Annotated in this window: 12 protein-coding genes; 8 read left to right on the top strand and 4 right to left on the bottom strand. The window is 74.7% G+C overall.

Annotated elements, in window-relative coordinates; genetic code table 11:
- Nucleotides 1-7: 7 nt before the first annotated feature.
- From sucB to ACGFQC_RS04000, 5 genes are all read left to right on the top strand, one after another.
- A complete protein-coding gene (gene sucB / locus ACGFQC_RS04020; RefSeq protein WP_363087142.1) occupies nt 8-1864 on the top strand; it encodes a 2-oxoglutarate dehydrogenase, E2 component, dihydrolipoamide succinyltransferase in 1857 nt (618 codons plus the stop codon).
- 283 nt (nt 1865-2147) lie between these two features.
- The gene (locus ACGFQC_RS04015) at nt 2148-2771 is read left to right on the top strand and encodes a GntR family transcriptional regulator (RefSeq protein WP_363087141.1); all 624 of its coding nucleotides are present in this window, start codon (nt 2148-2150) and stop codon (nt 2769-2771) included.
- A 334-nt stretch (nt 2772-3105) separates the two neighbouring features.
- A complete protein-coding gene (aceE, locus tag ACGFQC_RS04010; protein WP_363087140.1) occupies nt 3106-5808 on the top strand; it encodes a pyruvate dehydrogenase (acetyl-transferring), homodimeric type in 2703 nt (900 codons plus the stop codon).
- A 179-nt stretch (nt 5809-5987) separates the two neighbouring features.
- Nucleotides 5988-6962 (top strand): WYL domain-containing protein, encoded by a 975-nt coding sequence (locus ACGFQC_RS04005; RefSeq protein ID WP_363087139.1) that lies wholly within the window; start codon nt 5988-5990, stop codon nt 6960-6962.
- A gap of 76 nt (nt 6963-7038) precedes the next feature.
- On the top strand, nt 7039-7557 hold the full coding sequence (locus tag ACGFQC_RS04000; protein ID WP_363087367.1) for a DUF4240 domain-containing protein: 519 nt from the start codon (nt 7039-7041) through the stop codon (nt 7555-7557).
- Nucleotides 7558-7594: 37 nt separating this feature from the next.
- On the opposite strand, the gene ACGFQC_RS03995 is transcribed toward ACGFQC_RS04000, so the two are convergent.
- Both ACGFQC_RS03995 and ACGFQC_RS03990 read right to left on the bottom strand, forming a co-directional pair.
- Entirely contained in the window at nt 7595-7870 is a 276-nt protein-coding gene (locus tag ACGFQC_RS03995; RefSeq protein ID WP_363087138.1) for a hypothetical protein, read from the bottom strand.
- A gap of 71 nt (nt 7871-7941) precedes the next feature.
- Nucleotides 7942-8805, bottom strand: coding sequence for a peptidoglycan recognition protein (locus ACGFQC_RS03990; protein ID WP_393287714.1), 864 nt, complete (start codon nt 8803-8805; stop codon nt 7942-7944).
- A 188-nt stretch (nt 8806-8993) separates the two neighbouring features.
- On the opposite strand from ACGFQC_RS03990, the gene ACGFQC_RS03985 reads away from it, so the two are divergent.
- Nucleotides 8994-10178, top strand: coding sequence for a MarP family serine protease (locus ACGFQC_RS03985; RefSeq protein ID WP_363087136.1), 1185 nt, complete (start codon nt 8994-8996; stop codon nt 10176-10178).
- A gap of 31 nt (nt 10179-10209) precedes the next feature.
- On the opposite strand, the gene ACGFQC_RS03980 is transcribed toward ACGFQC_RS03985, so the two are convergent.
- The gene (locus ACGFQC_RS03980) at nt 10210-10701 is read right to left on the bottom strand and encodes a GNAT family N-acetyltransferase (RefSeq protein ID WP_363087135.1); all 492 of its coding nucleotides are present in this window, start codon (nt 10699-10701) and stop codon (nt 10210-10212) included.
- 71 nt (nt 10702-10772) lie between these two features.
- Between ACGFQC_RS03980 and ACGFQC_RS03975 the strand changes: the two genes are divergently transcribed.
- Nucleotides 10773-11666: a TIGR01777 family oxidoreductase gene (locus tag ACGFQC_RS03975; RefSeq protein ID WP_363087134.1), complete on the top strand. Its 894-nt coding sequence runs from the start codon at nt 10773-10775 to the stop codon at nt 11664-11666.
- A 162-nt stretch (nt 11667-11828) separates the two neighbouring features.
- Nucleotides 11829-13214, top strand: coding sequence for an NAD(P)/FAD-dependent oxidoreductase (locus ACGFQC_RS03970; protein WP_363087133.1), 1386 nt, complete (start codon nt 11829-11831; stop codon nt 13212-13214).
- 90 nt (nt 13215-13304) lie between these two features.
- Here the strand turns inward: ACGFQC_RS03970 and ACGFQC_RS03965 are convergent, their stop codons facing one another.
- Nucleotides 13305-14807, bottom strand: a complete 1503-nt coding sequence (locus tag ACGFQC_RS03965; RefSeq protein ID WP_363087132.1) for a regulator — start codon at nt 14805-14807, stop codon at nt 13305-13307.
- Nucleotides 14808-14879 lie beyond the last annotated feature (72 nt).

The raw sequence follows: 14879 nt of genomic DNA, 5'->3' as shown, positions 1-14879 counted from the left end.
CGAAACCATGGCGGTTTCCGTATCCCTTCCGGCGCTCGGTGAGAGCGTCACCGAGGGCACTGTCACCCGCTGGCTGAAGGCCGAGGGTGAGCGCGTCGAGGCCGACGAGCCCCTGCTCGAGGTGTCGACCGACAAGGTCGACACCGAGATCCCCTCGCCCGCCGCCGGCATCCTGGCGTCCATCAAGGTCGCCGAGGACGAGACCGTCGAGGTCGGCGCCGAGCTGGCCGTCATCGACGACGGCTCCGGTGCTCCGGCCGCCGAGCAGGCGCCCGCCGCAGAGCCGGCGCCGGCCGCCGAGCAGGTCGCTCCGCCGGCTCCCGAGCCGACCCCGGCCGCGCAGCCCTCCACCGAGCAGGCGGCCCCGGCCCCCGCTCCCACCGCCGAGGCCGCCTCCGGCGGCGGTTCCGCCGAGGGCACGGACGTCGTCCTGCCCGCGCTCGGCGAGTCCGTCACCGAGGGCACCGTCACCCGCTGGCTGAAGTCGGTCGGCGACTCGGTCGAGGCCGACGAGCCGCTGCTCGAGGTCTCCACGGACAAGGTCGACACCGAGATCCCGGCGCCCACCTCCGGTGTGCTGCTCGAGATCACGGTCGGCGAGGACGAGACCGCCGAGGTCGGCGCCAAGCTGGCCGTCATCGGCGCTCCGGGTGCGGCTCCGGCCGCTGCCCCGGCTCCGGCCGCCCCGGCGCCCGCCGAGGCCGCCCCCGCCGCCCCGGCTCCGGCCGCCCCCGCGCCCGCCCCGGAGCCCGCTCCGGCGCCCGCGCCCGCCCCGGAGCCCGCTCCGGCTCCGGCTCCGACTCCGGCTCCCGCCCCGGCCCCGGCCGCGCAGGTTCCGGCCCCGGCCGCCCCGGCTCCCGCGCCCGCCCCCGCGCAGGCTCCGGCCGCCCCGGCTCCCGCGGCCGCGCAGGCCACCGACGAGGGTGCCTACGTCACCCCGCTGGTGCGCAAGCTCGCCGCCGAGAACGGCGTCGACCTGGGCGCGGTCAAGGGCACCGGCGTCGGTGGCCGCATCCGCAAGCAGGACGTCGTCGCCGCCGCCGAGGCCGCGAAGGCCGCCGCCGCTGCCCCGGCTCCGGCCGCCGCTGTGGCTGCCGGAGGCCCCGCCGCCGCGAAGAAGGCCCCCGCGCTGGAGGCCTCCCCGCTGCGTGGCCAGACCGTCAAGATGCCGCGCATCCGCAAGGTCATCGGCGACAACATGGTCAAGGCGCTGCACGAGCAGGCCCAGCTGTCGTCGGTCGTCGAGGTCGACGTCACGCGGCTGATGAAGCTGCGCGCCAAGGCGAAGGACTCCTTCGCGGCCCGTGAGGGCGTCAAGCTCTCGCCGATGCCGTTCTTCGTCAAGGCCGCGGCCCAGGCGCTGAAGGCCCACGCGCCGATCAACGCCAAGATCAACGAGGCCGAGGGGACCATCACCTACTTCGACACCGAGAACATCGGTATCGCGGTGGACTCCGAGAAGGGCCTGATGACCCCGGTCATCAAGAACGCCGGTGACCTCAACCTCGCCGGTATCGCCAAGGCCACGGCCGAGCTGGCCGGCAAGGTCCGCGGCAACAAGATCACTCCGGACGAGCTGTCCGGCGCGACCTTCACCATCTCCAACACCGGTTCGCGCGGTGCCCTCTTCGACACGATCATCGTGCCGCCGGGGCAGGTCGCGATCCTGGGCATCGGGGCCACGGTGAAGCGTCCGGCCGTCATCGAGACGGAGGAGGGTACGGTCATCGGCGTCCGCGACATGACGTACCTGACGCTGTCCTACGACCACCGGCTGGTGGACGGCGCCGACGCGGCCCGTTACCTGACGGCGGTCAAGGCGATCCTGGAGGCGGGCGAGTTCGAGGTCGAGCTCGGCCTGTAGTCAGCGCGCAGTGTCGTACGGTGCCCCCGCCCGGGTCTCTGGGCGGGGGCACCGCGCGTCGGCGTCCGGGGAGCTTCCCGCACCCCCGCCGCTCCCGGATCCCCGCTTCGGCCGTCGACGGGCCCCGTCCCCGAACACCGGACATGTCGTCAGCCGCGTGTAAGTCTCGTCTCACCTGCGCGGAAGCGCCCCCGTGAGCCGCTCCCCGAACCCGTCGCGGCCTTATTGTCTAAACGTCGAACGCCCCAGGGGCCGATGGGCGGCCCCTCCCTAAGGAGCCCTCATGACCGCGCCCGTCGTCCACTCGCTGCGCGAGCAGATCCGCGAGCACATCGTGGAGGGGATCGTCAGCGGGCGCTGGAAGCCGGGCGAGCGGATCGTGGAGCGGCGGATCGCCGGCGAGCTGGAGGTCAGCCAGACGCCGGTGCGGGAGGCGCTGCGCGAGCTGGAGTCGCTGCGGCTGATCGAGTCCGCGCCGAACAAGGGCGTACGGGTGCGGAACCTGACCGCGGCCGACCTGGAGGAGAGCTATCCGGTCCGGGCCGGTCTGGAGGCGATCGCCGCGGAGCTGGCGGCGCAGCGGCTGGCCGAGGACTGCTCGGCGCTGGAGCCGCACGTGGCCGCGCTGTACGAGGCGGACCGGGCGTCGGACGGGACGGGCCAGGTGCGGCACACGGTGGCCTTCCACCGCGAGCTGGTCCGCGCGGCGGGCAACTCCGTGCTGCTGCACACCTGGGAGGGGCTGGGCATCGAGGTGTTCACGGCGCTGTCGATCCGCTGGCTGGGGACGGTGCAGCAGTCGTACGCGGAGGAGCACGACGAGCTGGTGGCGGCCTTCAAGCGGCGGGACCCGCGGATCGCGGAGATCGTGAAGGCGCACGTGCTGGGCTGCGCGCCGCGGGCCTGAGCGGTGCGCGCCGCGGGTGCCGGGCGCGGGAGCCGGGCGCCCCTGAGCGCGCATTCGCTCATACGTGTCCTCACCTGCGAAAACCTTTCGAAAACGCGGCACCCGGTGCCTTTTGGCGAGACACCGCGTGCCGACTTTCTCGTGATCAAGAGATTTTCATCCTCAACCCTTTGATCGATCATCGATCAGGGGGTTACAGTCGCCGACGGGCCGCGCGGCGGTGTCGTACCACGACTCCGCAGCAGGGCCCCACCGCCCTGTCCTGCCAAAGACAAAGGGCATCCCCGAACCCTTACCGATGAGGGAACCCCCTTCGACTGAGGAAGGCGGCGACATGACCGACCCCCACGCCATCCAGCCGAGCGCGCTCGACCAGCTCCCCGACCGGGACCCGGAGGAGACCGCCGAATGGCAGGCCTCACTGGACGCGGTCGCCCAGGCGGCCGGGCCGCACCGTGCCGCGTACCTGATGCGGCGCACGCTGGAGCGGGCCGAGGGCAACGGCATCGCGCTGCCCAAGCTGCTCGAGACGGACTACGTCAACACCATCCCCACCGCCGCCGAACCCGCCACGCCGGGTGACGAGGCGATGGAAGCCCGCATCACCGCCTGGAACCGCTGGAACGCGGCGGCCATGGTGACCCGGGGCGCGAAACACGGCGTCGGCGGCCACATCGCCACCTTCGCCTCCGCGGCCTGGCTGTACGAGACCGGCTTCAACCACTTCTTCCAGGGCAAGGAGGCCGACGGCTCGGGCGACCAGCTCTACATCCAGGGCCACGCCTCCCCCGGCATCTACGCCCGCGCCTTCCTCGACGGCCGGCTGAACGAGGGCCACCTGGACAACTTCCGTCAGGAGGCGGGCGGCAACGGCCTCCCGTCGTACCCGCACCCGCGGCGGCTGCCCTGGCTGTGGGAGTTCCCGACGGTGTCGATGGGCCTCGGCCCGCTCTCCGCGATCTACCAGGCGCGCTTCAACCGCTACCTGACCAACCGCGGCATCAAGGACGTCTCCGCCTCCCACGTCTGGGCGTTCCTCGGCGACGGCGAGATGGACGAGCCCGAGTCGACGGCGGCCCTCGCGCTCGCCGCCCGCGAGGAGCTGGACAACCTCACCTTCGTCATCAACTGCAACCTCCAGCGCCTCGACGGCCCGGTCCGCGCGAACTTCAAGATCGTGCAGGAGCTGGAGGCCCAGTTCCGCGGCGCCGGCTGGAACGTCGTCAAGACGCTGTGGGGTTCGGCCTGGGACGAGCTGTTCCGGCTCGACACCACGGGCGCGCTCGTACGCCGCCTGCGCCAGGTGCCCGACGCCCAGGTGCAGACGTACCAGACGCGCGACGCCGCCTACATCCGCCAGGACTTCTTCGGCGCCGACCCGGCGCTCGTCGAGATGGCGAAGCTGCTGAGCGACGACAAGATCCTGGAGTGCTTCCACCTCTCCCGCGGCGGCCACGAGGCGCGCAAGGTGTACGCGGCCTACAAGGCGGCCGTCGAGCACAAGGGCGCCCCGACGGTCATCCTGGCCCAGACGGTCAAGGGCCACACCCTCGGTGAGGGCTTCGCGTCGAAGAACGCCAACCACCAGATGAAGAAGCTCTCGGTGGACGAGTTCAAGGCGATGCGCGACCTGCTGGAGCTGCCGATCTCCGACAGTGCGTTCGTCGACGGCGTGGTCCCCTACGGCCACCCGGGTGCCGACTCCCCCGAGGTCCGCTACCTCCAGGAGCGCCGCGCCGCCCTCGGCGGCCCGGCCCCGGCCCGCCGCACGCACGCGCTGGCCCCGCTGCCCGCCCCCGCGGAGAAGGCGTTCGCCGCGTTCGACAAGGGCTCCGGCTCCCAGAACGTCGCCACCACCATGGCCTTCGTCCGGCTGGTCAAGGATCTGGTCCGCGACAAGGAGACGGGCCGGCGCTGGGTGCCGATCGTCCCCGACGAGGCGCGCACCTTCGGCATGGAGTCGCTGTTCCCCTCGCTCGGGATCTACTCCCCCAAGGGCCAGACGTACGAGCCGGTCGACCGCGACCAGCTGATGTACTACAAGGAGGCCAAGAACGGCCAGATCCTCAACGAGGGGATCACCGAGGCCGGTTCGATGGCCGACTTCATCGCCGCGTCCACCGCGTACGCCACGCACGGTGAGGCGATGATCCCGTTCTACATCTTCTACTCGATGTTCGGCTGGCAGCGCACGGCCGACCAGATGTGGCAGCTCGGCGACCAGCTCGGCCGCGGCTTCCTCGTCGGCGCCACGGCCGGCCGCACCACGCTGACGGGCGAGGGCCTCCAGCACGCCGACGGCCACTCGCCGGTGATCGCGGCGACCAACCCGGCCGCGCTGACGTACGACCCGGCGTTCGCGTACGAGATCGGCGTCATCGTCAAGGACGGTCTGCGCCGGATGTACGGGGAGGCGGCTCCGGGTGAGGACCCGAACGTCTTCTACTACCTGACCGTCTACAACGAGCCGATGCCGCAGCCCGCGAAGCCGGCCGCCCCCGGGATCGACGAGGGCATCGTCAAGGGCCTGTACCGCTTCAACACGGCGGAGTCGGCGGGTCTGTCCCCGGTGGCCGACGCGCCGCGCATCCAGCTCCTGGGCTCCGGCACGGCGATCCACTGGACGTTGAAGGCGCAGAGGATGCTCGCCGAGGAGTGGGGCGTGGCCGCCGACGTGTGGTCCGCGACCTCCTGGACCGAGCTGCGGCGCGACGCGCTGGAGGCCGACGCGGCGCTGCTGCGCGGCGAGGAGCGCCTGCCGTACGTCCGCCGGGCGCTCCAGGGTGCCGAGGGGCCTGTCCTCGCGGTCTCCGACTACATGCGCCAGGTCCCGGACCAGATCGCGCAGTGGGTCGAGCAGGACTACTCGTCGCTGGGCGCGGACGGCTTCGGCCTGTCCGACACCCGTGACGCCGCCCGCCGCCACTTCGGCGTCGACGCGGAGTCCATCGTGGTGGCGGCCCTCGCCCAGCTGGCCCGCCGCGGCGAGGTCCGGGCGACGGCGGTGAAGGAAGCACGGGAGCGGTACGGGCTGTAGGGCCCGGTGGGTACGCCCGGAGGGGCGCGGTGGCCACGGCCACCGCGCCCCTCCGGGCGTCCGGGCCGCCCGCGGCTGCGGGTGACGTGGCCCCGCGTGGCCCCGCGGCGGGGGCAGCCGGGGCGGCGGGGCAGCGGGGGCGTGAACGCCCTGTCGGTGCCACCGGGCATCATGCGGGTATGCGTGCTGCCCGGCTCATCAAGATGGTGCTGCTCCTGCAGGGCCGGTCCGCCATGACCGCCGCCGAACTGGCGCGCGAGCTGGAGGTGTCGGAGCGCACGGTCACCAGGGACGCCCAGGCCCTGTCGGAGGCGGGCGTCCCGGTGTACGCCGAGCGCGGACGGGCCGGCGGCTACCGCCTGGTCGACGGCTACCGCACCCGGCTCACCGGTCTGGCCCGCGGCGAGGCTGAGGCGCTGTTCCTGAGCGGCGTACCGGGCGCGCTCCGGGAGATGGGCCTGCAGGACGCGGCCTCGGCGGCCCGCCTGAAGGTGTCGGCCGCTTTGATGCCGTCCCTCAGGGACGCCCCGAGGACGGCGGCGCAGCGGTTCCATCTGGACGCGCCCGCCTGGTTCCAGGAGCCGGAGACACCACCGCTGCTGCCGGTGATCGCGGAGGCGGTGTGGGACGACCGTCCGCTCACCGCCAGGTACCTGCGGGGCGGGACGGAGGCCGTACGGGAGCTGGAGCCGTACGGGCTCGTGCTGAAGGCGGGCGTCTGGTACCTGTGCGCGCGGGTGGCCGACGCGGCGGCCTTCCGGACGTACCGCGTCGACCGGTTCACGGACGCGCGACCGGGCGCGGAGCGGTTCGGCAGGGACGAGGACTTCGATCTGCCCGGTTTCTGGGCCCGGCAGGCGGAGCGGTTCGCGCGGTCGATCCTGCGGGCCGAGGTCGTCTTGCGGCTCACGCCGGCGGGGCTGCGCCGGCTGCCGTACGCCGTCGACCCGGTGGCCGCGCGGGACGCCCTGGCGGGGGCCGGGGAGCCCGACGCGCGGGGGTGGGTGACGGTCACCCTGGGCGTGGAGTCCGAGGAGGTGGCGCACGGCCAGCTCACCGCGCTGGGGCCGGAGGCCGAGGTCGTCTCCCCGGAGCCGCTGCGCCGGCGTCTCGCCGAGGACGCGGCCCGGCTGGCGGCGCTGTACCGCTCCTGAGGCCGTACCGACGTCCCCGAGACCGCCCGCACTCCAGGTGCGGCCCACCCGCCCAGGCAGGATGCTGGGACGCGTGATGGACGAGACGGAGTTCTGGGAACTGGTCGACGCCACCCGCGAGGCCGCCGGCGGCGATCCGGAGGACCAGGCCGACCTGCTGGTGGAGCGGCTGCTCCAGCTGGACCCCGACATGGTGCTCGACTTCGCCCGTCACTTCGAGGCCCGCTACAACCGGGCGTACACCTGGGACCTGTGGGGCGCCGCCTGGGTGTTGCTGGACGGGGCGAGCGACGACGCCTTCGACTTCTTCCGGTGCTGGCTGATCGGTCAGGGCCGGGAGGTGTACGAGGGGGCCGTGCACGACCCGGACTCGCTCGCGGAGCTGCTGGGCGAGTTCGACGAGGAGATCGACGGCGACGGCGAGGAGCTGGGCTACGCGGCCGACGAGGCCTACGAGCAGCTCACCGGGACCGTCGCCCCGGACCTGGGCATCGCGCCCGCCCCGGCGGAACCCGAGGGCGCGCCGGTCGACTTCGAGAGCGAGCGGGCGCTCGCGGAGCGGTTCCCGCGGCTGTGGGAGCGCTTCCGGGGCTGACCGTGCCGCCGGGCGGCCGAACGGGCCGGGGCCCGGGTCAGGCCGTCGTGCGGCGGCGGGTGGCGTCCGCCGGGAGGTACGCCTGCTGCTCGGCCCGCACCGCGTGGTGCAGCGGCGCCTTGTTGGCCTGCTCCAGGGCGGACGCGGTGGCCGCGGCGGGGCCGAGGACGACCGCGGCGACGGCGCAGAGGACCGTCCAGGGGCTGCGGAGGGCCCGCCGCCCGGCGGCCGCCGCCTCCTGGCCGCGGTGCGTGGTGCCGGTGTCGGTGCCGGTGCTGCTGCCGGTCTTCAGGGTGCCGTTCGTACCGTTCATGATCCCCACCTCGGTCGGCTTGTGTTGTGCATGACCGTAGGAGGCGGGAATGGGAGAACCCTGAACGGCGCCTAAGGCGTTCCTGTGAACGTCCGGCCCTGGAGGCGGGCGGCCGTCTGCCGGATCTCCGGCAGGCGGGCGCTGAGGGCCGCGCCGGGGCAGCTGGTCATGTAGCCGTCCTGGTGGCCGGCGAGGGCGGGCAGGGCGGCCGTGACGCCCGCGGCGTACCGGCTGCCGCTGTTGCTGGAGGTCAGCCGGACGCTCCCGCGCGGGTCGACGTCCGCCAGGCCGAGCTTCCAGGCGGCGAGGGCCGCTATCGAGTCCACCATCGCCTGCGGCACGGGAACGCCGGAGGTGAACGTGCCGAGGGCGGCGATGCCGGTCGTGCGGTGGTTGAAGCCCTGGGTGTGCGCGCCGGTGACGGGCCGGCCGACGCCGCCCGCCCGGCCCTCGTAGACGGTGCCGCAGCGGTCGACGAGGAAGTTGTAGCCGATGTCGTCCCAGTCGCGGCCGCCGGTCTGGCCCGCGTAGAGGTGACGGATGATGCGGGGCGCGTCGGCGCAGTCGTAGCCGTTGGGCGAGTCGGTGTGGTGGACGAAGACGGCGACGACCTTGTCGTCGTAGCGCGGCGGCGGCTGGGCGCGTCCGGCGTCGGCCACCCAGACCGAGCGCGGCACGATGCGCGGCCGGGCGGCAAAGTGCGCGGGGAGCTGCGCCGCGCGCCGCACGGGGCGGGTGGCCAGGGACGCCGTGGCGGCGTGTTCGACGCCGCCCGCGCACAGGCCCAGGGCGGCCACGGCGGCCAGTCCGGGCAGGCAGGCCAGGGCCACGAGGAGCGGGCGCGGCAGCCGCGCCGGGCGCCGCCCCCAGGGTCTGCGCCCGGGGCGGGGGGCAGGCCTTCGCCCGGGGCGGGGGACCTGTCGGATGACACGCATGACCCCACTGTCGGACGGTTCCGTTCCGCCCGCGATGTGTGCTGTGCCACCCGGTGGAACCATCCTCCCGGTCCGCGACGTTTTCCGGGTGCACGCGTGCGTGGCCGGTCGAGGGCGGGTCCCGCGCGCGAGGCTGATCACCTGGCCCGTCCCCCACGTACTGAGGGGCCCGAGAGAAAGGCGGCTGCGTGGACCTGCTCGACATCGCGCTGGTGCTGGTGATCCTGGGGTACGCCGGATCGGGCTACCGGCGGGGACTGGTGGCCGGCTGTGTCTCGCTGGCCGGTTTCGTGGGCGGCGCGGCGGCGGGCGTGTGGATCCTGCCGTGGGTGATGGACCTGGTGGCGCCGGGGACGACGGCGGCGACGGTCACCGCGGTGCTCACCGTGCTGGTCCCGGCGGCGGTGGGACACGAGCTGGCGGGGCGGCCGGCGCTGCGGTTGCGCCGGGAACTGGACCGCGGGCCGCTCCGGGTGGCCGACGGGATCGGCGGGGCGGTGGCGAACTCGGTGGCGGTGCTGATCGTGGCCTGGGTGGCGGCGAGCGTGCTGGCCGTGTCCTCGACGGCGGTGGTGTCGTCGGCGGTCCGGGACTCCCGGCTGCTGGGGGCGGTGCAGGACACGATGCCGGACACCACCCCGTCCTGGTTCTCGCGGGCCACGTCCGCACTCACCGACGCGGGTTTCCCGCAGGTCTTCAACCCGTTCGAGAACGAGTCGACGGCTCAGGTCGCCGAGCCCACCGGCGACAGCGTCACCCCGGCCGCGACGAACGCCGCCAGGCTGAGCACGGTGAAGGTCGAGGGCGTCGCGGGCGATCAGGGCCGGGAGGGCAGCGGGTTCGTGTACGCGCGCGAGCGGGTGATGACCAACGCGCACGTGGTGGCGGGCATCGACGACCCGACCGTACGGATCGGGGGGGTGGGGCGGTCGTACGAGGCGCGGGTGGTGCTGTTCGACCCGGCCGGGGACGTCGCGGTGCTGTACGTGCCGGGGCTGCGGGCGCCGGAGCTGCGGTTCGACGACGACGCCTCGCGCGGGGACGCCGCGGTCGTCGCGGGCTATCCGGAGGACGGCGACCTGGACCTGCGGGCGGCGACGGTGGCGAACCGGATCGACGCGAGGGGGCGGAACATCTACGGCGACGCCACCGTCACCCGGGAGATCTACTCGATCCGCTCCACCGTCCGCCCCGGCAACTCCGGCGGTCCGCTGCTGACCACCGACGGCCGGGTGTTCGGGGTCGTCTTCGCCCGGTCCACCTCCGACGCCGGGACGGGGTACGTCCTGACGGCCGCCGAGGTGGCCGGGGACGCCGAGCGGGCGGCGACGGCGACGGCGGCCGTGGACACGGGCGAACTGGTCGGCTCCTAGGACTCCGGGGCACTCAGGGGCGTCCGGGGGATCAGAGGACGGAGCGGCCCATGAACACGTCGTCGACGTACGCCCCGTCGAGGAGGAACTCCTGGGGCAGGACGCCCTCCACCGCGAAACCCTCGGACTCGTAGAGCCTGCGGGCCGCGGTGTTGTGGCCGAGCACGCGCAGGGTCAGGCGGCGGGCGCCGCGCCGGCGGGTCTCCTCGACGGCGGCCCGGACCAGGGCGCGTCCGACGCCGTGGCCGCGCGCCTCGTCGGAGACGGCGAGGCCCTGGATCTGGCGCACGTGCGTGTTGCAGGCGAGTTCGGTCGGGCGGACGACGCGGACGTAGCCGACGACGCGGCCGGACACCTCGGCGACCAGGTGGTCCTCGGGAAGGTGCCGCGCGTCGAAGAAGGGGCCGTACGGCGGCTGCGGCCGCGGCATGACGGCGTGCAGGGGCGACCAGGTCAGGGCGTCGATCAGGGCGAGCGCGGCGTCGTCGTCGGGCCGGGCGGGGCGTATGAGGGGGCCGGTCATGAGCGGCATCCTACGAGTCGGGCGGCTCGTCCCCGCGAGGGTGCCGCGGGGTCACGGGGCAGGATGGGCCCATGGAACGAACGCGAATCGCGGTGGCCGGCGCGTCCGGTCTCATCGGCAGCGCCCTGGTGCGGTCCCTGACCGCCGACGGGCACGAGGTGGTCCGCCTGGTGCGCCACGCGCCCCGGGGGGCGGACGAGGTGCGCTGGGACCCCGAGCGGGGGCAGGTGGACGCGGCGGGGCTCACCGGGTGCACCGCCGTGGTCAACCTGGCGGGCGCGGGGGTCGGGGACCACCGCTGGACGGACGAGTACAAGCGCCGGATCCACGACAGCCGGGTGCACGGGACGACCGCCCTCGCCGAGGCCGTCGCCTCGCTCGACGAGCGGCCGCGGGTGTTCGTGAACGGCAGCGCGATGGGCTACTACGGCGAGACGGGCGACCGGGTCGTCGACGAGAGCGCCCCGGCCGGACGGGGCTTCCTGCCGGAGCTGTGCGTGAAGTGGGAGGCGGCGGCACAGCCGGCGCGGGCGGCCGGGGTGCGGACGGTGTTCCCCCGGACCGGGCTGGTGGTGTCGCGCGACGGGGGCGCCTGGGGGCGGCTGTTCCCGCTGTTCCAGGCGGGCCTCGGGGGGCGGATGGGCCACGGGCGGCAGTACTGGTCGTACATCGCGCTGCACGACGAGGTGGCGGCGATCAGGCACCTGCTGGACCGTGACGACCTGTCGGGGCCGTTCAACCTGACCGCGCCGGAGCCGCTGACGAACCGTGAGGTCACCGCGGCCATGGGGCGGGTGCTGCGCCGGCCCACGCTGTTCTCCGTGCCGGCGCCGGTGCTGCGGGGGGTCCTGGGCGAGATGGCCGGGGACGTGCTGGGCAGCGCACGAGTGGTGCCGAAGCGGCTGCTGGAGTCGGGGTTCACCTTCGCGTTCCCCGGGATCGAGGACGCCCTCCGAGCCGCCTGAGGTCCCGGCGGGACCGTATGCGACCGCCGTGCGACCGTGCCCTGCCCATGCGCGACTGTCCCCGACCGGTCACGGGCCTACGCTCGATCCGAACTCGGGTATCCAGAAAGCCAGTTGGGGGCATGACGTCTCCATCGGCCGCGCAACCTCGAGGAGGGGCACGTGCTTGAGCCCGCGTACCGGACGGACGTCGTCATCGTGGGGGCCGGGGTCGCCGGACTCTCCGCGGCGCACCGGCTGACCAGCGCAGGAGTGACGACCACGGTCCTGGAGGCCGCCCCGTGCGTGGGCGGCCGCATGGCGACCGAGAAGGTCGACGGCTTCCGGCTCGACCGCATCGGACAGCTGCTGTCCACGGCGTATCCCGAACTGGCCCTGACCCCCGGGCTGGACGCGCTCACCCTGCGTCCCTTCGCCCCGGGGGTCCTGCTGCACAGCGACGGACGCCACCATCGCGCGGGCGCGCAAGCGGGGGCGAGGGGCGCAAGGGGCGCACTCCACGCCGTACGCGCCCTCGCCGGCGCTCCCCGGAGCGGGGCGCTGCCACGGCCGCGCACCGGCCCGGCCGCCGCATCGTCACGGATGCGGACCGGGGCGCCGCTGGGCTCGGCCGTGGACCAGGCCCGGCTCGGCGCCGCGCTCACCCGGCTCGCGGCCACGCCCGCGGAACGGCTGCTGCGCCGGCCCGAGGCACCGGCGGCCGAGGCCCTCGCGGCGCGCGGTCTGCCCACCCGCACGATCGACGGCTTCCTGCGGCCGCTGCTCGCCGCGCTGCTGTGCGACCCGGACCTGACCACCTCCAGCCGGTGCGCCGACCTGGCGCTGCGCGCCTTCGCGGCCGGGCGGCTGTGCGTGCCGGAGGGCGGGGCCGACGCCCTGCCCGAACTGCTCGCGCGGACGCTGCCACCGGGAACCGTGCACACCGGGGTGCGTGCCACCGCCGTCTCCACGACCTCGGTGACCACCGCCGAGCACGGCGAGTTCCGGTGCCGCGCGGTGCTGGTGGCGACCGACGCGCGCACCGCGGCGGAGCTGCTGCCCGGCCTGCGGGTGCCCGGCTTCCATCCCGTCACGGTCCTCCACCACACGACGGACGAGCCGCTTTCGACCGGGGCCGCGCTGCTGCTGGACGCCGACCGGAGCGGACCGGTCGCCCACACGGCGGTGCTCAGCGGGGTGGACCCGAGCCGGGCCCCGGCCGGCCGCACGCTGATCTCCTCCACGGTGCTCGGGCCGCCGCCGGACGGCGTCGACACGGCCGTCCGCAGGCACCTCGCGCGGCTGTACGGCACCCCGACCGGGCGCTGGGAGACGCTGGCCGTGCACCACACCGCCGAGGCCGTGCCGGCCATGCGGCCGCCGCACGACCTGCGCCGCCCGGTGCGGCTGCTGGCCGGGCTGTACGTCTGCGGCGACCACCGGGACACCAGCACGGTCCAGGGCGCGCTGCACTCGGCGCACCGGGCGGCCGCGGCGATCGTCTCCGACCTGGGGGCGGGGTCGCTCCACGCGGCCGAGCCGGTCGGGACGGCGCAGCGGGCGGCGTGAGCGTACGGGGGCCGAGGGGCGGGGGGCCGGGGACGCCGCCCCCGCCTCCGGCCCCCTGCCCCACCGGGCGGGGAGCGGCGGCCGGTGTCCCTACCCCAGCGCCGCCACCCGGTCCCGGTACGCCCTGGCCGGGGCCGCGTCGCGGTACGGCTCCAGGCGGCGTTCGAAGTCACGGACGTACTCCACCGCCCGCACCGACCGCATCTCCGCGGCCTGCGCCGCCGCCTCCGCGGCGATCTGGCAGGCCTGGTCGAGCTCGCCGAGGCCGAGGCGGGCGGTGGCGAGGACGACCCGGCAGAACAGGCGGCTGCGCGCGTACCCGGCGGGCCGCAGCCGCAGGCAGCGTTCGGCGTGCTGCGCGGCGGCACGGAACTGCTGGAGATCGCGGTGGCAGTGCCCGAACTCGCCGGCCAGCTGCCCCTCGTCGAAGAACCGCGCCCAGAACGGCACCTCCTCCCCCGGCCTGGCCGCCTCCAGCGCCCGCTCGGCCCGTACCAGGGACGCCGTGCAGGCCCGCACCTCCCCGAGCACCGCGTGCCCGCGGGCCTCGACCGCGTGCAGCAGCGCCTGCACGGCGGGCGGCGCGCCGGTGCCGACACCCTGCTGCGCCACCCGCGCGAGCTGCACGGCCTCCCGTCCGTGGCCGAGGTACACGGCCTGACGGCTCATGGTGACGAGGACGTAGGAGCCGTACGCCCGGTCCGCGGCGGCCTGGGAGAGGCGCAGGGCCTGGACGAAGTAGCGCTGGGCCAGACCGTGCGCGCCGATGTCGAAGGAGGTCCAGCCCGCGAGGCGGGTGAGGTCGGCGGCGGCGCCGAACAACCGGCGGCCGGTCTGCTCGCCGTAGGTGCCGCGCAGCATCGGCTCGCACTCGTGCTCCAGGTAGCGCACCAGCGCCTGCCGGGCGTGACCGCCGCCGTACATGTCGTCGAGGGTGCGGAAGAGCTCGCCGACCGAGCGGAGCGCGGCGATGTCGCCGCCGGTGACCCGCCGGCCGGGGCCCTGCTCGGCCGTGCCGCGTTGCCGGGGCACGGCGGGCAGGGCGGGCAGGGTGTGCGGGCCGGCCACGGGGGCGGCCCTGGGCGGGGCGGGCCGGGAGGCCGGGCGGCCCTGGGCGGGCACGCGGGCGGCCGGATCGCCGTGGGCCACCTTCTCGTCGGCCCGGCCGATCAGCCAGTCCCGGCTGGGCACGACGAGCCCGGCCGCGGTGAAGGCGATCTTGCGCAGCTCGGCGTGGCTGCCGGAGTCCTTGCGCCAGAGTCCGCTGACGATCTCGACGGCCTCCTCGGGGGTGCCGGCGAACTCCAGACCCGCGTACACCGGGGCGCAGGCGTCCAGGCCGAGGTCCTGGGCGGTGAGCCGGCGGCCGAGGCGGCGGGTGAAGACCTCGGCGATGAGCGCGGGGGTGGTGCCGCGGGGCTGCTGGCCGCGCAGCCACCGGGTGACGGACGTCTTGTCGTATCTGAGGTCCAGGCCGTGCTCGAGGCCGAGCTGATCGACGCGTCGGGCCAGACCCGCGTTGGAGAATCCCGCTTCTGCGATGAGCGCGGCGAGCTGACGGTTGGGAATGCGCTGCGCGGGTCGTTCCGTCATCTGCGGTGCGGTCTCCTGCCTTCCGGGCCCGTGACGTGCCCGGATGAAGTGCCCTGATTGCGGTGAGCAGCC

Source organism: Streptomyces sp. NPDC048734 (assembly GCF_043198675.1).
GTDB lineage: Bacteria > Actinomycetota > Actinomycetes > Streptomycetales > Streptomycetaceae > Streptomyces.
Note: the sequence above shows the minus strand (reverse complement) of the source record. Positions and strands in the feature narration are given on the sequence as shown.